Origin of the sequence: Paenibacillus sp. MBLB1832 (genome assembly GCF_032271945.1) — a bacterium.
GTDB lineage: Bacteria > Bacillota > Bacilli > Paenibacillales > NBRC-103111 > Paenibacillus_E > Paenibacillus_E roseopurpureus.
On sequence record NZ_CP130319.1, the window covers coordinates 1,499,847 to 1,519,341 of the forward strand.

15 protein-coding genes, 1 tRNA gene and 1 riboswitch are annotated in these 19,495 nt (G+C 46.9%); of the genes, 12 read left to right on the top strand and 4 right to left on the bottom strand.

Features of this window, described 5'->3' with window-relative positions; genetic code table 11:
- The first annotated feature begins 93 nt into the window (after nucleotides 1-93).
- Both rph and MJB10_RS06800 read left to right on the top strand, forming a co-directional pair.
- Nucleotides 94-852 carry a ribonuclease PH gene (gene rph, locus MJB10_RS06795; RefSeq protein ID WP_314802859.1) on the top strand — a complete coding sequence of 253 codons (759 nt, stop codon included), beginning with the start codon at nucleotides 94-96 and terminating at the stop codon, nucleotides 850-852.
- Entirely contained in the window at nucleotides 836-1,480 is a 645-nt protein-coding gene (locus MJB10_RS06800; protein WP_314802862.1) for an XTP/dITP diphosphatase, read from the top strand. The genes rph and MJB10_RS06800 overlap by 17 nt, the downstream gene beginning before the upstream one ends.
- 45 nt (nucleotides 1,481-1,525) lie before the next feature.
- Here MJB10_RS06800 and asnB read toward each other — a convergent pair whose 3' ends face one another.
- Nucleotides 1,526-3,370, bottom strand: coding sequence for an asparagine synthase (glutamine-hydrolyzing) (gene asnB, locus MJB10_RS06805; RefSeq protein WP_314802864.1), 1,845 nt, complete (start codon nucleotides 3,368-3,370; stop codon nucleotides 1,526-1,528).
- A 190-nt stretch (nucleotides 3,371-3,560) separates the two neighbouring features.
- On the opposite strand from asnB, the gene MJB10_RS06810 reads away from it, so the two are divergent.
- Nucleotides 3,561-3,674: a DUF4023 domain-containing protein gene (locus MJB10_RS06810; RefSeq protein ID WP_314802866.1), complete on the top strand. Its 114-nt coding sequence runs from the start codon at nucleotides 3,561-3,563 to the stop codon at nucleotides 3,672-3,674.
- Nucleotides 3,675-4,005: 331 nt separating this feature from the next.
- On the opposite strand, the gene metE is transcribed toward MJB10_RS06810, so the two are convergent.
- Both metE and MJB10_RS06820 read right to left on the bottom strand, forming a co-directional pair.
- On the bottom strand, nucleotides 4,006-6,306 hold the full coding sequence (gene metE / locus MJB10_RS06815) for a 5-methyltetrahydropteroyltriglutamate--homocysteine S-methyltransferase (RefSeq protein WP_314802868.1): 2,301 nt from the start codon (nucleotides 6,304-6,306) through the stop codon (nucleotides 4,006-4,008).
- 153 nt (nucleotides 6,307-6,459) lie between these two features.
- A riboswitch (cobalamin riboswitch) is annotated at nucleotides 6,460-6,659 on the bottom strand.
- A gap of 130 nt (nucleotides 6,660-6,789) precedes the next feature.
- Nucleotides 6,790-6,863, bottom strand: a tRNA-Arg gene (locus MJB10_RS06820).
- Nucleotides 6,864-7,043: 180 nt separating this feature from the next.
- Between MJB10_RS06820 and MJB10_RS06825 the strand changes: the two genes are divergently transcribed.
- The 6 genes from MJB10_RS06825 (at nucleotide 7,044) to MJB10_RS06850 (ending at nucleotide 13,593) form a co-directional block, all read left to right on the top strand.
- A complete protein-coding gene (locus MJB10_RS06825; protein ID WP_314802870.1) occupies nucleotides 7,044-7,940 on the top strand; it encodes a hypothetical protein in 897 nt (298 codons plus the stop codon).
- Nucleotides 7,941-8,051: 111 nt separating this feature from the next.
- A complete protein-coding gene (tig, locus tag MJB10_RS06830; protein WP_314802872.1) occupies nucleotides 8,052-9,353 on the top strand; it encodes a trigger factor in 1,302 nt (433 codons plus the stop codon).
- 196 nt (nucleotides 9,354-9,549) lie between these two features.
- Complete coding sequence (clpP, locus tag MJB10_RS06835; protein WP_314802873.1) at nucleotides 9,550-10,140, top strand: ATP-dependent Clp endopeptidase proteolytic subunit ClpP; 591 nt, start codon at nucleotides 9,550-9,552, stop codon at nucleotides 10,138-10,140.
- Nucleotides 10,141-10,152: 12 nt separating this feature from the next.
- Nucleotides 10,153-11,421, top strand: coding sequence for an ATP-dependent protease ATP-binding subunit ClpX (clpX, locus tag MJB10_RS06840; protein ID WP_314802875.1), 1,269 nt, complete (start codon nucleotides 10,153-10,155; stop codon nucleotides 11,419-11,421).
- 97 nt (nucleotides 11,422-11,518) lie between these two features.
- Nucleotides 11,519-12,619 carry a flavodoxin-dependent (E)-4-hydroxy-3-methylbut-2-enyl-diphosphate synthase gene (gene ispG, locus MJB10_RS06845; RefSeq protein WP_314802878.1) on the top strand — a complete coding sequence of 367 codons (1,101 nt, stop codon included), beginning with the start codon at nucleotides 11,519-11,521 and terminating at the stop codon, nucleotides 12,617-12,619.
- A gap of 167 nt (nucleotides 12,620-12,786) precedes the next feature.
- The gene (locus MJB10_RS06850) at nucleotides 12,787-13,593 is read left to right on the top strand and encodes a divergent polysaccharide deacetylase family protein (protein ID WP_314802880.1); all 807 of its coding nucleotides are present in this window, start codon (nucleotides 12,787-12,789) and stop codon (nucleotides 13,591-13,593) included.
- Nucleotides 13,594-13,596: 3 nt separating this feature from the next.
- Here the strand turns inward: MJB10_RS06850 and MJB10_RS06855 are convergent, their stop codons facing one another.
- On the bottom strand, nucleotides 13,597-14,295 hold the full coding sequence (locus tag MJB10_RS06855; RefSeq protein ID WP_314802881.1) for an N-acetylmuramoyl-L-alanine amidase family protein: 699 nt from the start codon (nucleotides 14,293-14,295) through the stop codon (nucleotides 13,597-13,599).
- Nucleotides 14,296-14,496: 201 nt separating this feature from the next.
- Between MJB10_RS06855 and lonB the strand changes: the two genes are divergently transcribed.
- From lonB to yihA, 3 genes are all read left to right on the top strand, one after another.
- Nucleotides 14,497-16,215 (top strand): ATP-dependent protease LonB, encoded by a 1,719-nt coding sequence (gene lonB, locus MJB10_RS06860; protein WP_314802882.1) that lies wholly within the window; start codon nucleotides 14,497-14,499, stop codon nucleotides 16,213-16,215.
- Between the two features lie 140 nt (nucleotides 16,216-16,355).
- Nucleotides 16,356-18,707: an endopeptidase La gene (lon, locus tag MJB10_RS06865; RefSeq protein ID WP_314802884.1), complete on the top strand. Its 2,352-nt coding sequence runs from the start codon at nucleotides 16,356-16,358 to the stop codon at nucleotides 18,705-18,707.
- Between the two features lie 17 nt (nucleotides 18,708-18,724).
- Nucleotides 18,725-19,375: a ribosome biogenesis GTP-binding protein YihA/YsxC gene (gene yihA, locus MJB10_RS06870; protein ID WP_314802886.1), complete on the top strand. Its 651-nt coding sequence runs from the start codon at nucleotides 18,725-18,727 to the stop codon at nucleotides 19,373-19,375.
- Nucleotides 19,376-19,495: the final 120 nt, after the last annotated feature.

Here is a 19,495-nt window from a genome sequence, read left to right on the forward strand (position 1 = left end):
TTACAGGGGCTTTTACAAAAGGGCTGTACTACATTACAATGGGGCTTAAGGACTAGTGTTTCTGATGGAAGTTACAGGAGGAGAAAGACATTGATGAGAATTGGCGGAAGAACGGATCAAGAACTGCGACCGATGCAAATTACCCCTCATTATATAAAACATGCTGAAGGCTCGGTGCTTATTGAGGTCGGGGATACGAAAGTCATTTGCACCGCAACCGTCGAGGAACGTGTTCCTCCTTTTATGAAAGGGCAAGGTAAAGGCTGGGTCACGGCTGAATATTCTATGTTGCCGAGGGCAACTCAAGTTAGGAATCAACGTGAAGCGGCGAAAGGTAAGCTTGGCGGACGTACGATGGAAATCCAACGTTTGATCGGGCGGGCTTTACGTTCCGTTGTGAATTTGGAAGCGTTAGGCGAGAGATCCATTACTCTTGATTGTGATGTGATTCAAGCTGATGGGGGTACTCGTACAGCTTCCATTACAGGTGCTTTCGTAGCGATGGCGTTTGCGATCAATAAGCTCGCGACAGATAAGCATCTAGCGAAGTTCCCGATCAATGATTTCCTCGCTGCAGTCAGTGTTGGTGTCATCGGTGATACGCCGAAACTGGATCTGAATTATGAAGAAGATTCCAAGGCGAAAGTGGATATGAACGTTGTCATGACCGGGCAAGGTCAATTCGTGGAAGTGCAAGGAACAGGTGAAGATGCGCCGTTTTCCCGCAAGGAATTGGATGAACTGCTCGCCTTGGCGGAATCGGGTATTCAAACGATGATCGAGGTGCAAGCGGGCGTATTGGGTCCGATTGCTGATCGTATTCGAGGTGCACAGCATGCGGCTTCCCAGTAATTTTGTCGTCATTGCAACGAGAAATGAAGGTAAGGTCAAGGAATTTGCCAAGCTTTTTGAGGCCAAAGGCTACAAGGTTCGAAGTTTGGCGGACTATACAGATCTACCCGAAATTGTTGAGAGCGGTACAACCTTTGCAGAAAATGCCCGTATCAAAGCGCAAATTATTTCGGCACATCTCCATGTACCTGTACTGGCCGATGATTCAGGATTATGCGTTGCAGCGCTCGGTGGGGCGCCAGGTGTGTATTCAGCACGCTATGCTGGTGAGAATGCGACGGATGCTGATAACAACGCCAGGTTATTGCAAGCTTTACTAGAACTCGGTGAGGAGCATGCACCTGCTGAACAGGACGGACATCCTAAGATGCTGAGCGAGGCATCCTTTGTATGCGCGCTTACCTTGATTGATCCTGTCGCCAATGAAGTGATTGAAGCTGAGGATGTGTGCCAAGGGTACATTATCCAAGAGGGTCGGGGAGAAAGCGGCTTCGGCTATGATCCGTTGTTCTACATCCCTACGCTTGGTCGTACTATGGCGGAGCTTACTGTAGAAGAAAAAAACGAAATGAGCCATCGTGCTAAAGCGCTGCGCAAGTTTCTGGACCAGCTTCCTGATCAAACCTAAAATGAAAGACCTGCACGTACGTCATTGACGTCATGCAGGTCTTTTTTACCGAATGGAAATGTGATACGTACGCAGCCACATATCCACTTGGGCCAAATACGCGAATAACTGCGGTCCTGTCATCAATTGGCCGAACCACGGGAGGTTGAAGTCATTGGCATCCGAGGAGGCCAGTGCGCGAATCTTTTTGACATCGATAAAAGGCAGGAGCGGAGATGTGGGATCATCCAAAATTTCCAACACCCATTTGCGCACAGCAGTTAAATAATTGGGATTATGTGTTTTAGGATAAGGACTCTTCTTCCTCGTCAACACATCTTCAGGGAGAACGCCGCGCAGCGCTTTACGCAGTATGCCTTTTTCACGGTCTCCCGAAGTTTTGATTTCCCACGGAATGTTCCACACATATTCCACTAAACGGTGATCGCAGAATGGAACCCGGACCTCGAGTCCAACTGCCATACTCATACGATCCTTACGATCGAGAAGTGTAGGCATGAACCGTGTAATATTCAGATAGGACATTTCCCTCATCCGATTCTGGCTCTTCGTTTCTCCTGCTAAGCGAGGCACCTCGCTTAAGGCTTGCTGATAGCGATTTTCCACATACTCGACTGGCTTAATCCAATCAATGAAATCTGGCGCAAGCAAGTCGACGCGACTCGGCAGCTTCAAGGACCAAGGGAAGGTGTTTGCTTCCAAGGCTTCTTCGCTATGGAACCACGGATAGCCACCGAATATTTCGTCGGCTGCCTCTCCTGAAATCGCAACGGTGGCTTCCTTCTTGATTTCGCGGCAGAATAAATAGAGAGAGCCATCCACATCTGCCATTCCTGGCGTATCGCGGGCTAGAACAGCGGCTTTAAGCGATTCAACGAGCTCGGGTGTGTCGAACTCAATGTAATGATGCTCCGTGCCCAAATGGTCGGTCATCCGCTTAATCCATGGCGCATCGGAGTTGGGTTGAAACACATTAGCTTTGAAATGCTTATCATTATCCTTGTAATCGACGGAGAAGGTATGAAGCGGACCTTGCCCGCTCTCCTGGTAATGCGCCGCAGCCAGAGCTGTAAGCGCGCTGGAATCGAGCCCACCTGACAGGAGTGTGCAGATCGGAACGTCTGAAACGAGTTGACGCTGCGCAGTGTCACGTAACAATTGTTGAACTTGAGCCGCGGTAGCATCAATATCATCGCCGTGCGCATGGCTTTCAAGCTTCCAATACGTACGAACGGATAGTCCATTCCTATCAAAAATGGCAAATTGACCTGGCTTGAGCTCAGACATGTTCCGATAAATCCCATGTCCAGGCGTCCGTGCCGGCCCAACGGCGAAAATTTCAGCGAACCCTTCCGCGCCAACCTCCGCTTTGAAATCAGGATGAGCGAGGATTGCTTTCGGTTCTGAACCAAAGAGAAGCACACTATCCTGATGAGAATAAAAAAGCGGCTTTACGCCGAGTCTGTCACGAACGAGTGTCAGTGACTGTTCTTGGTCATTCCAGGCCGCGAAGGCGAAGATGCCGTTCAACCGATCCACGCAAGCGACTCCCCACTCGATAAATGCGACCAAGAGCACTTCTGTGTCACAAGTGGTGCGGAACTGATGGCCGCGAAGCTCGAGCTCTTTTTTCAGCTCAGGTGCGTTATAAAGTTCGCCATTATATACGATGGTATACGTATAATCACCTTGTTTGCGGATCATCGGCTGAGCGCCGTTCTCAGGATCCATGACACTTAGACGCCGGTGTCCGAGGGCACAGTGCTGCGAAATCCAAGTGCCCGAAGCATCGGGTCCACGCAGGTGGAGCGTTTCCGTCATATTTTCTAGAATGGACGGGTACCCGGTCAAGTCTTTCCGCCAATCTATCCAACCCGTTATTCCGCACATAGACGTTCCTTCCTTTCTTCGTGAAGAGAGCATAATGATAAAGGGTATGCACATGGAAGGTTTTAAATGTCTGTCCAGAAGACGGCAGTTGCAAGCGGGACGCGGTTTTTGTGAGGAAGCTGACTAAATTTAGATGCCGCGTGACATTCTATAGAGGTAATGCCATTCTTTATTCAGGAGGCGAGTGCTCATGGATAGTCATTTCATTAGCAAGCTGCATGAGAAGCAGAGGAAAGCCGAGAAGAATAAAAGGACGCAAGGTGACGGTCATCCAGGTAAAAATTTGCCTCATAACATGCACTAACGTCTTATGGCATGAACAAGAGCCTGCAGGGATTCAATCCCTGCAGGCTCATCATATGGCATTTATTGGTGGGGTTAACTAGCATAACGTGAATCTAAATCCTCCATACTAGGATAGCGTTCATCCTATGACATAAAAGGAGTTGTTATAGCCACATGGGTAAAAAGAAAAGTATGAGTCAAAGAATACAAAGTACCATCGATCACTCCAAGCAATCTTCCCGTATACAATCGAATCTGGACTCTACAGAGCCTGGTCATCTGCCACCGAACAGGCCGCATGTTTAATAAACTCTATAATGAACCTTTGCTGGCTCCCAGCAAGGGTTTTTCTATAAAGATATCAATTGGCTACGGCTGGCTCGAATCCGCTTTGCTGCTTCAACCATAACCTCGAGGGCGGAAATGGTTTCTTGTTTTCCTCTTGTTTTTAACCCGCAGTCTGGATTAATCCAGAATAGCTCTGGCTCAAGCACCTGAAGCGCACGATCAATCATCTCGACCATCTCTGTAACAGAAGGAACGCGCGGACTGTGGATATCATAGACGCCCAGCCCGATGCCTTGATCATACACATGCTCCTCGAAGCTGTGAATCAGCTCTCCGTGGCTTCTGGAGGTTTCAATGGAGATAACATCGGCATCCAGGGCACGGATAGCGTCGATAATATCATGGAACTCACAATAGCACATGTGGGTATGAATTTGCGTACCGTCCTTCACTGTAGATGTCGATAAGCGGAACGCAAGAACAGCCCAGTCCAAGTACGCCTGCCAGTCCTTTTTCTTAAGAGGCAAGCCTTCACGCAAAGCAGGTTCATCGACCTGAATCATCTCAATCCCGGCTTGTTCCAAAGCTTCTACTTCCTGACGCAGCGCCAAAGCGATTTGATAAGCAACCTGTTCGCGAGTGATGTCGCTTCGAACGAAGGACCAATTCAAAATCGTGATTGGGCCTGTCAACATGCCTTTTACGGGCTTACTCGTCAACGACTGTGCGTATTTCGTTTCTTTGACAGTCATCTCCTGAACAAAGGACACATCCCCGAAAATGACAGGCGGCTTCACACAACGGGAACCATAAGACTGCACCCAGCCATTGGATGTAAAAGCGAACCCGTCCAGCTTCTCTCCGAAAAATTCAACCATATCCGTTCGCTCGAACTCGCCATGAACCAGCACATCTAGACCAAGCTTTTCTTGTAAAAGAATCCATTCAGAGATTTGCTCTTGAATGAACGCTTCGTACTGCGCAGGTGTCCATTCGCCGCTTCTCCAATTTTTCCTCGCGTTACGGACTTCCGTTGTTTGCGGGAACGAACCGATCGTGGTTGTTGGCAGAAAAGGCAGCTGCCATTTCGCAGCCTGTAGGCTTCTACGCGAAGCGAAATCGCTATTTCTTGTGGATGGCTGCTGTTGTAGGTTAGCTACTGCCAGTTGGACTTCCGGTTTGTTCCGGTACGAAGATGCATTGAGCTTTGTAATGACCGTTTGATTCATGTCCAATTCCAATTGGACGAAATCTTGTCCATGTTGGGTGGCTTTACTCAAGATGGTGAGTTCAGCAAGCTTCTCTTCCGCGAAAGCAAGCGCATCACGCAAGACGGGCGCTAATTTGGTTTCCTTGCGTTTGGAAACCGGAACATGCAATAAACTGGAGGATGGTTGCAACAGCATCCGTTCGTAAGGAACAATTGCAGATAAATGATCAAGGAATTCCAACTGCGTCTGCAAGTCCGATTGCCAAATATTGCGGCCATCCACGAGGCCAACGCCTAATAATTTATTTTCAGGGAAGCCGTATGTTTGAATGTTTTTCCAGTTCAATTCAAATCCATGGACGAAGTCCAGGCCGATCACATGTACAGGCAGTTGGCTAATCGCTTGGTAGTGTTCAACGGCATCGAAATACGTTTGAAGCACGATCTTCAATTTTGGCGCTGCGGCAGTCAGTGTAGCAATGATACTGCTTACTCGGCTAATATCGGCATCGCTCAAGGACTGAACCAGGATTGGCTCGTCGATTTGCAGCCATTCTACGCCTTCTTCCTCAAGCTCAGTAACGATGCGCACATAGAGAGGCAAGAAAGCACTGATCAACTGATCAATCTCAGCTGGCTGATAACCTTTTGCTAGTTTCAAGAACGTGAATAGCCCCAGTAGAACTGGCTTGCCTTGAATGCCGAGCTGAAGCTTCGCTTCGCGATACGCTTGAAGCGGTTTGTTGATGGTGAGCTGGGGCTGCACATCTTGCAGCTCGGGTACAATGTAGTGATAATTCGTATTGAACCATTTGGTCATTTCACAAGCTGTTGCGCCTTGACTGCCGCGCGCCATGGCATAGTACGTGGAGAGGGGAACTTCGCCTCCTTCATACGGGAAACGCTTCGGAACAATGCCGAACATCGTGGCTGTATCCAGCACGTGATCGTACAGGCTGAAGTCACCGACAGGGATCAGGTCAATCCCTTTCTGCTGCTGGACTCGCAGATTGTTCAGTCGAATCGCCTCAATCTGCTGTGTGAATTCGCCTTCCTCCAGCTTGCCTGCCCAGAAAGCCTCTAGCGCCTTCTTCCATTCCCGATTTTCACCAATTCTTGGGTATCCTAAATTACTGCTTAACAATGCGCACATGTGGTGGCCTCCTCCATTTGTTTAACCGTTCTAGCTTGCTTTTCATGCAAAAAAAAGGGCATCTCTAACCTTGTTGGAAAAGGTTAAAGATACCCCGTGTATGTGTGTACAGTGGTTACGATCTCTAACACCTCCCTATCTCCCGTAGGTAAATCAGTGCTGTCAGAACAGGCAGGTCTCCTGGCTCCAGAATCGTCGTCCTACGCTTGCCTTCCCAATCGTTTGATCAGTGGCTTAAGCAGCGTCGGACTCCTCTGTTACAGTGGCGGGACCGCGTCGGTATTGCACCGAACTTCCCTTTTAAGCTCTAGTCGTAGTAAACGATCAAGAGCACCTATTCCCACAATATGCAATTGTGAATACTATACATGAATTCGAAGATCATGCAAAGACTTTTTGTTAGGCGCCTGCTGCTGAACGCTCCTAACACGTCTACAAATGCAAAAAGAGACCGCGATTTCTCGCGATCTCTTGTCTTGCAAACGTCCCAGGAGGGATTCGAACCCCCGACCGCACGCTTAGAAGGCGTGTGCTCTATCCAGCTGAGCTACTGAGACATACCTCACTTCTTACCGCCTGGACGAGATCCGTTTGGCGAAGCAAGAGTTATAATATCATAACGTTTTATACGAAGTCAACACTTCATTTCAGATTAATTTTTGCAATCCCATGGATGATGGAGTAAACTGTCACAAGCGAGACCACGAACCGAGGTGATCCCTTTGTCTGATCCATCTTTGGATAATGTTATTCTTTTTCCGAAAACTGAAAAGTTCTATGAAGACGAACTTACCAAGCTGCTGCGGGCAGAACGGTATCAAGAAGCGCTCGAGATGCTAACTTTTCTTTTGCAGTTTCCAGGCGTCGATCGGGATAAATCCGACCAATGGGAAGCGCTGCGTCACTGGCTGCTCACGATGTTTCCCGAGACGATGTTTCCATCATCGGAATCGTTGGCAGAGGATGCAGAGGAAGAATCCGCCTTGCTGCGTCAGTATATTCAAGACAAAACGGCAGCTGACGATGGCGCCTTTGTCAATAAGCTGAAAACGATGCTCCAAGAGGGTACGTTGGAAGCCCAGGTGAATGCTCTAGACCAACTGGCCTATATTGAACAGCCTGAGGTCAGTCAATTCGTGAAGGCATGGCTGTGCGAGAGACCAAGACATCCGCATATTCAGTTCAAGGCGCTGCAAGCGCTGAAACAAATGGGGGAGCAGGGGATGATCGAATTTCCCAAAAACGGTAAAATCGTGCTGGTGGAGATTGAGGAGACACCCCTCACCGCGGAAGATTTTCCATCCCGCATTCGTGATATGATTCGAAGAGTCGGGGACATTAGTGAAATAAGCCAGCCTGACTTTGTCTACTTCGCATCTCAGACCTGGCAAGAGTTCTTAGCCTACGCGTACGGGACGTCGATTTACACGGAGTTGCTTAGAACGGAAGAAAGCGCGGTAGATGTGTGGGCTTCGGCGCTGCATGCAATTTTGCAGGAAAAATTATTTGGAACTGGCGAGCGTGAACAATTGCTAGAGACGTACGGGATAGTCGACGGCATGGCTTTGCAATGGAAGCGGGCGCATAACGTACTCAGCGCGTTTGTGAAGCAGTTTACACCTAATCCGACTTAGGCAGATAACGTGCCTTGAAATGAAAATGTTATATGGTATAATAGAATGGTTATAATGAGCTTAACGTGAAAACTATTAGTCAAGGTACATTTTTGGAGGGGAAGGCATAAAATGAAAGCAAGTTGGGAAAAAATAGAGAAGAACGTTGGCGTTCTTGAAGTAGAAGTTGGCGCAGAGCGCGTAGCAGATGCTTTGGATAAAGCATTCAAAAAAGTATCAGCGAAAGTGAATGTTCCAGGATTCCGTAAAGGGAAAGTGCCTCGTTCAATCTTTGAAGCTAAATTCGGTGTTGAAAGTTTGTACCAAGACGCAATTGATATCATTTTGCCAGAAGTTTATGTACAAGCGATTGAAGAGGTTAAAATCGAGCCTGTTGATCGTCCTGAAGTAGACGTTGAGCAATTTGGTAAAGGTCAAGTCATGAAGTTCAAAGCGAAAGTAACGGTTAAGCCTGAAGTAACGCTTGGCGATTACAAAGGTATCGAAGTTGACGCTGTAAACGCTGAAGTTTCAGAAGATGAATTGAACGCTGAGCTTTCTCGTTTGCAACAACGTCACGCTGAACTAGTTGTACTTGAAGAAGGACAAGCTGCTAACGGTGACGTAGTCGTAATTGATTTCGAAGGTTTCGTTGACGGTGTAGCTTTCGAAGGCGGTAAAGCAGAGAAATACTCCCTTGAGCTTGGCTCCAACTCCTTCATTCCAGGCTTTGAAGATCAACTCGTAGGTCTTGGCAAAGGCGAAGAGAAAGACATTAACGTGACTTTCCCTGAGAACTACCAATCCGAAGATTTGAAAGGCAAAGCAGCTGTGTTTAAAGTGAAAATTCACGATATCAAACGCAAAAACTTGCCAGAGCTTGACGATGAGTTCGCGAAAGACGTAAGTGAGTACGATACACTTGTTGAGTACAAAGCTGAACTTCAAAACCGTATGCAAGACCGTAAGAAAAAGGATGCTGAAGCTGCACTTGAAACAGCTGTTGTTGAGAAAGCTGCTGCAAACGCAGAAGTAGAGATCCCAGGTGCGATGGTTGAAGCTGAGCTTGATATCATGGTAAAAGAATTCGAAAGACGTCTCCGCTCCCAAGGCATGACGCTTGAGATCTACTACCAATTCTCAGGTCAAAATGAGAGCGCATTGAAAGAGCAAATGAAAGAAGATGCTGAGAAGCGTGTTCGTAACAACCTTGTTCTTGAAGCGATCTCTGTTGCAGAAAATATCACAGTTTCCGATGAAGAAGTTGACGCGGAACTTGAGAAGTATGCACCGTCCTACCAAAAGTCAGCTGCTGAGCTTCGCACACTGTTTGCTTCAAACGGTAGCCTTGAAGGTCTTAGCAACGATTTAGTTATCAGAAAAACGGTGGATTTCTTGCTTCAAAATAGCAAGCATGTTTCCGCAGCCGTATAAATAAGGTAAGTAAAGGCACGTACGTAAGCAACGTGCCTTTCTTTTACCCTAATTTACGACTAAAATCTATCGTACATATGTATTACCCGCCTACATAGCTGATTTCAGAAAAATGACATTGTTATTCAATCGTGGTAAACTGTAAATGAATCTCAATTTAGAGAACATGGCTATTGCCGCAAAAGGAGTTGGTACAATGAGTCTTATTCCTATGGTTGTTGAACAAGAGGCTCGTGGAGAACGTTCCTACGATATCTACTCGCGTTTACTTAAGGACCGCATAATCTTTATCGGAACCGCTATTGATGACGATGTGGCTAATTTGGTCATTGCCCAGCTACTCTTTTTATCCGCCCAGGACCCTGACAAAGATATTCACTTATATATCAACTCACCTGGTGGGTCCGTTACAGCTGGTATGGGTATCTTCGATACCATGCAGTTTATTAAGCCGGATGTTTCTACGATTTGTGTAGGAATGGCTGCAAGCATGGGTTCTTTGCTGTTGACAGCGGGAGCCAAAGGTAAGCGATACGCGCTGCCGAATGCTGAAGTTATGATTCACCAACCGCTCGGCGGTGTAAGGGGTCAAGCGACCGATATCAAAATCCATGCGGATTGGATTATCAAAACCAAGAACAAACTCAACCAGATCTACGTGGACCGAACGGGACAGCCGCTTGAAAAGATCGAAAGAGACACCGACCGAGATAACTTTATGAGCGCTGAAGAAGCGAAGGCATACGGGTTAATCGACGAGGTTATCACTCGAAACGACTTGAAATAAAGGAGTGATCCCATGTTTAAATTTAACGATGAAAAAGGCCAACTCAAATGTTCCTTTTGTGGAAAATCCCAGGACCAAGTGCGCAAACTTGTTGCTGGCCCGGGAGTTTACATTTGTGATGAATGTATAGAGCTTTGTACGGAAATTGTGGAAGAAGAACTAGGGCATGAAGAAGAGCTAGATCTGAAAGATGTTCCAAAACCAAAGGAAATCCGCAACATTTTGGACCAATACGTCATTGGTCAAGAACAAGCGAAGAAATCCTTGGCTGTCGCCGTTTACAACCACTATAAGCGGATCAATTCCCAGAACAAGCTGGAAGACGTTGAACTTCAAAAAAGTAATATCGTTCTCCTTGGACCAACAGGTAGCGGTAAAACACTTCTTGCTCAGACGCTGGCGAAAATTTTGAATGTGCCATTTGCAATTGCCGATGCGACATCCTTAACAGAAGCAGGTTATGTAGGTGAAGATGTGGAAAACATTCTTCTCAAACTGATCCAGGCTGCTGACTATGATGTGGAAAAAGCAGAGCGCGGCATCATTTATATCGATGAGATTGATAAAGTTGCACGCAAATCCGAGAATCCATCCATTACACGCGATGTTTCAGGTGAAGGCGTTCAGCAAGCGCTTCTCAAAATTCTTGAAGGCACTGTAGCTTCCGTTCCTCCACAAGGTGGACGTAAGCATCCGCATCAAGAGTTCATTCAAATTGATACAACGAACATTCTGTTTATTTGCGGCGGTGCCTTTGATGGACTAGAGCAAATTATCAAACGCAGAATTGGTAAGAAAGTGATTGGCTTCAGCACAGACGGTGCGAAAGTTGACTTGAAACCAGGTGAATACCTATCGATGGTCCTTCCAGAGGATCTCTTGAGATTCGGATTAATTCCGGAGTTCGTAGGTCGTTTGCCAGTTATCTCGACCCTAGAGCCGCTTGATGAGGCAGCACTTGTACGTATTCTTTCCGAGCCTAAGAATGCGCTTGTGAAGCAATATCAGAAAATGCTTGAAATGGATAACGTTTCGCTTGAATTTGACGCAGAAGCCTTGGATGCGATTGCCAAAGAAGCGATTAAACGTAACACGGGAGCGCGCGGCTTGAGAGCGATCATCGAAAGCATTATGCTGGACGTGATGTTCGAAGTTCCTTCCAGAACAGACGTATCTTCCTGTGTCGTTACCAAAGAAACCGTGCAGAACAAGATTACGCCTACATTGACAACGAAAGATGGCGCACAGCCGTCTGGCAAGAAGAAGGAAGAAAGCGCGTAAGCGATATTTTCATAAAAGATCACGCAGCCTCCAATCTGGTTCCCATTTCTGGGAACTAGAGCGGAGGATGTTTGGTGTCATGGGGAGAGAAACCAACATGTTTCATAGAAAAGATACGAGGCCCGTTCGCGTAGGCGACTTAACGATCGGCGGCAGTAACGAAGTCATCATGCAAAGCATGTGTACGACGAAGACGGCCGATGTGAAAGCGACGGTAGCGGAAATTCTTCGTTTGGAAGAAGCAGGCTGCCAGATCGTGCGTGTGACCGTAAACAATAAAGAAGCTGCTGAAGCGATTAAGGAAATTAAGAAGCAGATTCATATCCCGCTTGTTTCAGATATCCATTTTGACCATCGTTTAGCGCTTGCTGCGATTGAAAATGGAATTGATAAGGTACGTATCAACCCAGGTAACATTGGGCGCCGTGAGAAAGTGGAAGCCGTAGTTAAAGCGTGTAAAGAGCGTGGCATCCCGATTCGAATTGGCGTGAACGCTGGCTCGCTAGAAAACCATTTGCTTGAAAAGTATGGCTATCCAACACCAGAAGCCATGGTTGAAAGTGCCTTGTTCCATATTAATATTTTGGAAGAGCTGGATTTCCATGATATTATCGTGTCGCTCAAAGCTTCCGATGTGCCGATGGCCATTGCCGCGTATTCGCAAGCAGCAAAAGCTTTCAATTATCCGCTTCATCTCGGGATTACAGAGGCAGGCACACTGTTCACTGGCGCAGTGAAGAGCGCAGCAGGGATCGGGACTTTGCTTAACATGGGTCTAGGGAATACGCTTCGTATTTCATTAAGTGCGGACCCCGTTGAAGAAATTAAAGTAGCAAGAGAATTGTTGAAGACATTCGGTCTTATCACGAATGCGGCAACGCTTGTGTCTTGTCCAACTTGCGGTCGACTCGATATTGATTTATTCTCAATCGCTAACGAAGTTGAGGATTATATCGCGAAAATCAAAGTGCCGATCAAAGTTTCCGTGCTAGGCTGCGCGGTTAACGGACCAGGTGAAGCGCGTGAAGCCGATATCGGCATCGCGGGTGCTCGCGGGGAAGGGATGCTTTTCCGATACGGAGAAATGATTCGTAAAGTGCCAGAAGCTGAGCTTTTGACAGAGCTGAAACGAGAAATTGATGTCATTGTGAAAGCTTATGAAGAAACAGGAGAAATTCCTGGTCGCAAGCATCATTAATTTTTATAACTATGATATATGCACATAAAAAACCGTTACGAACCTTATGAGGTCTGTAGCGGTTTTTTCGTTTGCGCATATTTGGCAGGGAAGCGAAGCATAATGAGTGAAACTGGAAAGTTCGCCAGATTTCAGGAAAGTCATTTTAGCATCAGGAGGAGATTGGCATGAAGGCATTATTCATGAATAAAGCGTTGCGACAGGCGGCGATTACCCTGGTGATGGGAACGAGTTTAATCGTCAATGCTGCGAGTGCGGGAGCGAGTAACCCTAGTCTGGACGGTCAACAACCGATAAGTGCTTCAACGAAGAAGGTGGCAATTGTCATTGACGATTTTGGCAATAACATGGAAGGGACGGCTGAGATGTTAAAACTTCCAATTCCTTTTACAGTGGCAGTGATGCCATTCTTGCCTTCCACCAAGCAGGATGCCCAATTGGCGCATGACAGAGGTCTGGAAGTGATTCTCCATCTGCCGATGGAGCCTGTAAGAGGGAAACGGAGTTGGCTGGGCCCAGGCGCGATTACAACCGATTTATCCAACGAGGAAATACATAAACGAATCAGTGCCGCGATCGACGATGTTCCCTTTGCCATCGGGATTAACAATCATATGGGTTCCAAAGCGACGGCCGATGAGCGAGTGATGAAGATCTTGATTGACATTTGTAAGGAACGAAATCTCATCCTGCTAGATAGTCGTACGACGCCGAAATCCTTAATCGGCAAAATAGCGGATTCCCGCGGCGTCCCGCATGCAGAGAATCAGTTGTTTTTCGACGATCTCTATACGTATAGTCATATCAGTAAGCAAATGGAGAAGTTGAAGCGGCTCATTCATGATAAAGACGAAGTGATTGCCATCGGACATGTGGGCCCCCCAGGCAAGAAGACCGCTCAAGTGATTAAGGATGCGATTCCCTCCATTCAAAAGGAAGCAACGTTTGTCCCTATTTCTCAAATGGTCAAATAAGGTTTACTTCGGATGGGTCATACCGAAATACTGATCAACAGCCTGTGTAATCGCCTTAGCCAATTTGGCTTGATGATGACTGTCATTCAATAGTTTGCGATCTGCTTTATTTGAAAGAAAGCCAAGCTCTACGATGACGGAAGGAACTTTGGTATATCGGAGGACGAAATATTTTTTGCCGAGTACAGGAATTTCTTCCGTCCCATACACTTTATTTAAGGCGTCTTGCAGAAGACTAGCTAGCAGGATGCTGTCTGATTGATTTTGATAAATGACAAGCGGTCCGCGGGTGCGAGCATTTCTGGCCCAATTGATATGGAGGCTAAGCATTATACTTGGTTTAAGCGCGTTGGCGAGGCCTGTCCGTTGCGCAAGATCTTTACGATGTCTGCCGCCAAAAGACCAACGATTATCATCGCTCAGGGCATAGTCCTCCGTTCGGTCGATCATTACCCGATACCCTCGTTTGGTCAAAGCCTTATACGTCTTCTTGGCAATCGCAAGATTCATATCTTTTTCTTCATACTTGCCGACGATCGTACCGCTGTCGATACCACCATGCCCTACATCCAGCAGTACATCAGCATTCGGGAGTAAAGGGTCGCCCGCAAGAGTTGATGCCTGTGAGGTTGGTACACAAAGAATTAGCGATAGTACGATTAACAAGTAAATCTTCAAGCCCGCCACATCCTTTTGCGTCAATATCTCCCCTTATCCTTCTTCCGTTAGGTGGCTCTCATACGTCATGCAAAAGTTTGCATGGATTGGATTAACCTTCTTTTCCGCGGGAATAATGGAAGTTATAGCAATTAGGCATAATTCATAGGTGCAATTCAGTGACCGTGTATAAGCGGATGTTTTCGAAGCTAGTTTTCTACAGAAAACTTTAAGGAGGTTCAACACATGAGCTTAAGTATTGTTTTAATGGTAATTCAAGTGTTTTTTGCTGTCGTAATCGGGTTGTATTTCTGGAATTTATTACGTAATCAACAGACGAATAAATCTGCCGTTGATAGAGAATCCAGAAAGGAACTGGAGAAATTACGCAAACTGAGATCGATCTCGTTGTCAAAGCCGTTATCTGAGAAAACAAGACCTTCCTCCATGCAGGATATTGTTGGTCAAATTGAAGGATTAAAGGCACTAAAAGCGGCACTTTGCGGTCCGAACCCGCAGCATGTGCTGATTTATGGCCCGCCAGGGGTTGGAAAAACGGCTGCTGCGCGCGTCATTTTAGAAGAAGCCAAGAAAAATCAAGATTCCCCTTTTCGACCTGACTCCAAATTCACCGAAATTGATGCGACAACCGCGCGATTTGATGAGCGTGGGATCGCTGATCCCTTGATCGGCTCTGTGCACGATCCTATCTATCAAGGAGCAGGCGCGATGGGAGTCGCTGGCATTCCACAGCCCAAACCTGGTGCTGTAACGAAGGCGCATGGAGGTATCTTGTTCATTGATGAGATTGGTGAATTGCACGCGACCCAAATGAACAAATTATTAAAGGTGTTAGAAGATCGCAAAGTATTCCTGGAGAGTGCGTACTATAGCTCAGAAGATACGAATATACCAGGTTATATTCATGATATTTTTCAGAACGGCTTGCCTGCTGATTTCCGATTGGTCGGGGCGACAACAAGGACTCCTAGTGAAATTCCTCCAGCCATTCGCTCGCGTTGCCTAGAGATCTTCTTTAGACCGCTCCTTCCTGGTGAGGTTGGCGAAATCGCTAGAAAAGCGCTCGATAAAATTGGTTTCAAAAAGTGTGAAGACGCGGTACAAGTTGTGATGAAATATGCAACGAATGGTCGAGAAGCCGTCAACGTCATTCAGCTAGCGGCAGGAATTGCCCTAACCGATAAACGGGATGAGATCACGGCGGGGGATATTGAGTGGGTTGTGAACTCCTCGCAAATCCCGCCAAGACCCGAGAAGAAGGTACCTTCACAACCGCAAATCGGCTTTGTAAACGGTCTTGCTGTGTATGGACCTAATCAAGGAACATTATTAGAAATTGAAGTCACCGCGATTCCAATTGCGAGCCCAGGTACTGGCAAATTCAACATTACAGGTGTCGTGGATGAGGAAGAGATGGGTGGCAGCTCTCGGACCATTCGTCGGAAAAGTATGGCTCGTGGATCTGTGGAAAATGTACTTACCGTTCTGCGCAAGCTTGGTTTTCCTACTTCTGATTATGATTTGCATATCAATTTTCCTGGCGGTGTGCCGATCGACGGACCTTCCGCAGGCATTTCTATGGCAACGGCGATTGCCTCAGCCATACATAAGGTGCCTGTAGATAATAAGCTGGCCATGACGGGTGAAATGAGCATTCACGGCAAAGTGAAGCCTGTAGGCGGTGTCGTCGCCAAGGTTGAGGCGGCATTTCAGGCAGGAGCTACGCGTGTCATTATTCCAAAGGAAAATTGGCAAGCGCTCTTCACGGATTTGCCTGGCGTAGAAGTGATCGCGGCGGATACGATTGAAGAAGTGTTATCTGCAGCGTTAGGCATAGATCTGCTCGATAACGTGATCCCAATGCCGATTTCCCTGGAGAGAACGATGCCATCTTCCACGTTGCCCATTTTACACGCAAATTCACAGCATACGATTGATTCTTAATTTGAAGGGCTTACGCATTATCTTACATAACGCGTAAGCTCTAAATTGGTGTTTTGTTTGTAGTTTTGTTAAAATGTAAAGGCGACAAGGGAGAAAATCCCACTTATCCCACAAGGTAAGTATTATTGGAGGTGCAGAGGATGGGACCTGGAAAATTAAAGGTGCGCAGATTACCGTTATTGCCACTTAGGGGATTGCTTGTCTATCCGAGCATGGTTCTACATCTAGATGTAGGCCGGGAAAAGTCGGTTAAAGCACTCGAGCGGGCGATGGTGGATGACAGCATGATTCTCCTCTGCTCTCAATCTGAGATCAACATAGAAGAACCAACGAAAGAGGATATTTATCGGATTGGAACAATTGCCAAAGTACGGCAAATGCTGAAGCTTCCCAATGGCACGATTCGTGTTTTGGTTGAAGGTGTGTTACGGGCAGAAATTGTCGAATACTTGACCAATGAAGAGTATTATGAAGTCACTGTGAAAGAATTGCCAGAGCAGGAAATCTCTGATCCCGAGATTGACGCCTTGATGCGAAGCGTGCTCAGCCAATTCGAGCATTATATTAATCTTTCCAAAAAGGTAACGCCAGAAACGCTCGCCGCGGTGTCAGATATCGATGAGCCTGGCAGATTGGCCGATGTCATTTGCAGTCATTTATCGCTGAAAATCAAGGATAAACAAGATATTCTTGAGACTGTGGACGTGCGCGAGCGTCTTGAGAAAATGTTGAACATCTTGAATAACGAGCGAGAAGTGCTCGAACTGGAACGCAAAATCAGCCAACGCGTGAAGAAGCAAATGGAGAAAACGCAGAAAGAATATTATCTCCGTGAGCAAATGAAGGCGATCCAGAAAGAGCTTGGCGATAAAGAAGGCCGCGCGGGTGAAGTCGATGAGCTTCGCACGCAGTTAGCGGAGACCGAGTTGCCTGATAAGGTCCGTGAGAAGGTTGAGAAAGAGATCGATCGTTTGGAGAAAATGCCTGCAACTTCTGCAGAGGGCGGCATTATTCGCAATTACATCGATTGGCTGCTTGGACTACCATGGAGCAAGCACACAGATGACGATTTAGATCTCGTTAAAGCTGAGGAGATCTTGAACGAGGATCACTTCGGTCTGGAGAAGCCGAAAGAGCGCGTTCTTGAATATTTAGCTGTGCAGAAGCTGGTCAAAAAGCTTAAAGGACCGATCCTTTGTCTAGTAGGGCCTCCAGGCGTGGGGAAAACCTCGATAGCTCGCTCGATTGCCAGATCTATGGGGCGCCAATTCATTCGTATTTCGCTCGGCGGTGTACGTGATGAGGCCGAAATTCGTGGACATCGTCGTACGTATGTCGGGGCCATGCCAGGCAGAATTATTCAAGGTATGAAAAATGCAGGCACCAACAATCCTGTTTTTCTCCTAGATGAAATCGACAAAATGGCGATGGATTTCCGCGGGGATCCAGCTTCAGCCCTGCTTGAAGTACTAGATCCAGAACAAAACAGCACTTTTAGCGATCATTTCATTGAAGTCCCTTTCGATCTGTCCAACGTCATGTTTGTGACGACAGCGAATGCGGTGCATAATATTCCTCGTCCTCTGTTAGATCGGATGGAAGTTCTATACATTCCAGGTTATACGGAAATCGAAAAGCTGCAAATTGCCAAGAAATATTTGCTTCCGAAACAAAGACGCGATCATGGACTTGAAGAAGGGCAGCTTATTGTGGATGAAGGCGCCTTGATGAAAATGGTTCGTGAATACACTAGAGAAGCGGGTGTGCGTAATCTCGAACAGCAAGTAGCAGGCATGAATCGCAAAGCAGCTAAGAAGGTTGTGTCAGATCCAGAGACGCCCGTACACATCACGGAAGACAATTTAAAGGATTATTTAGGTCCTGCTAAGTTCAAATACAATGTAGCCGAAGAGAAAGATCAGATCGGCGCAGTGACGGGTCTGGCATGGACGGAAGTAGGCGGAGATACGCTAGTTATTGAAGTGACGGTGATGCCTGGAACGGGGAAATTAACGTTGACGGGTAAACTGGGCGATGTGATGAAGGAGTCCGCGCAAGCCGCATTCAGCTATACACGAACTCGAGCTGAGGTGCTAGGGATTCCATCGGATTTCCACGAGAAAAATGATATTCATATTCATATTCCTGAAGGAGCCATTCCTAAAGATGGGCCATCCGCAGGGATCACGATGGCAACCGCGTTAATTTCGGCGCTAACGAATATTCCTGTCTCTCGATTAGTTGCCATGACTGGCGAGATCACGCTTCGCGGCAGAGTGCTGCCGATCGGCGGCTTGAAAGAGAAGGCGTTAGCCGCGCATCGCGCAGGTATTCGTACGATCTTGCTGCCGCAGGATAATGAGAAAGATATTAGTGAGATCCCAGAGAGTGTTCGTACTGAGATGACCTTTATTCCAGTCAGTCATATGGACCAAGTGCTGGAGCACGCACTGATCACAAATAAGCCGACGGCCAACGTCGGATCGATTTAGAAAGTAGTTGAATAGACATGAAAGTCAATCAAGCTGAGTTTATTATCAGTGCGGTTGGACCTAGCCAATATCCAGCGGATGCCTTGCCAGAGATAGCTCTGGCAGGGCGTTCGAATGTCGGGAAATCGTCACTCATCAATTGTTTGATTTCCCGTAAGAACTTAGCTAGAACCAGTTCTCAACCGGGCAAAACACAAACGTTAAATTATTATAAAGTGAATCAGGACTTATATTTCGTAGATCTTCCTGGCTATGGCTATGCCAAAGTTTCCAAAACGAAACGCGAGCAATGGGGCAAATTCATTGAAAGCTATTTATTAAATCGGGAGACATTGCGACTCGTCATGCAGCTCGTTGATCTTCGTCATCCACCGTCCAAGGATGATCAAGCGATGTATGAATGGCTTCGTCACATGGATGTCCCTGTACTTGTCGTTGCGACGAAAGCAGATAAAATTCCGAAGAGCAGATGGCCCAAGCATCTGAAAATTGTGAGAGAAACGCTGGGTATGGATAAGGGGGTTGGGCCGCTTATGTTCTCTTCCGAGCTTGGCCTCGGCAAAGACGAGCTATGGGGAATTCTAGAGCAGGCAATTGCTTATGGCGAGCCTCAATCCGAGAACGTAGAAGAAGTGTCAACCGAAGTTACTGATCCGCAACCGTCCTAACTAGGGCGGTTTTTTGTGTATTTCAAAGGCATTGCAGTGAAAGACAGAGGAAATCAAATAGAAGCTATTAGGAAAGCGAGGTAAACTGGGGAAAAATTAATGGCATTTGGGATAACTGTG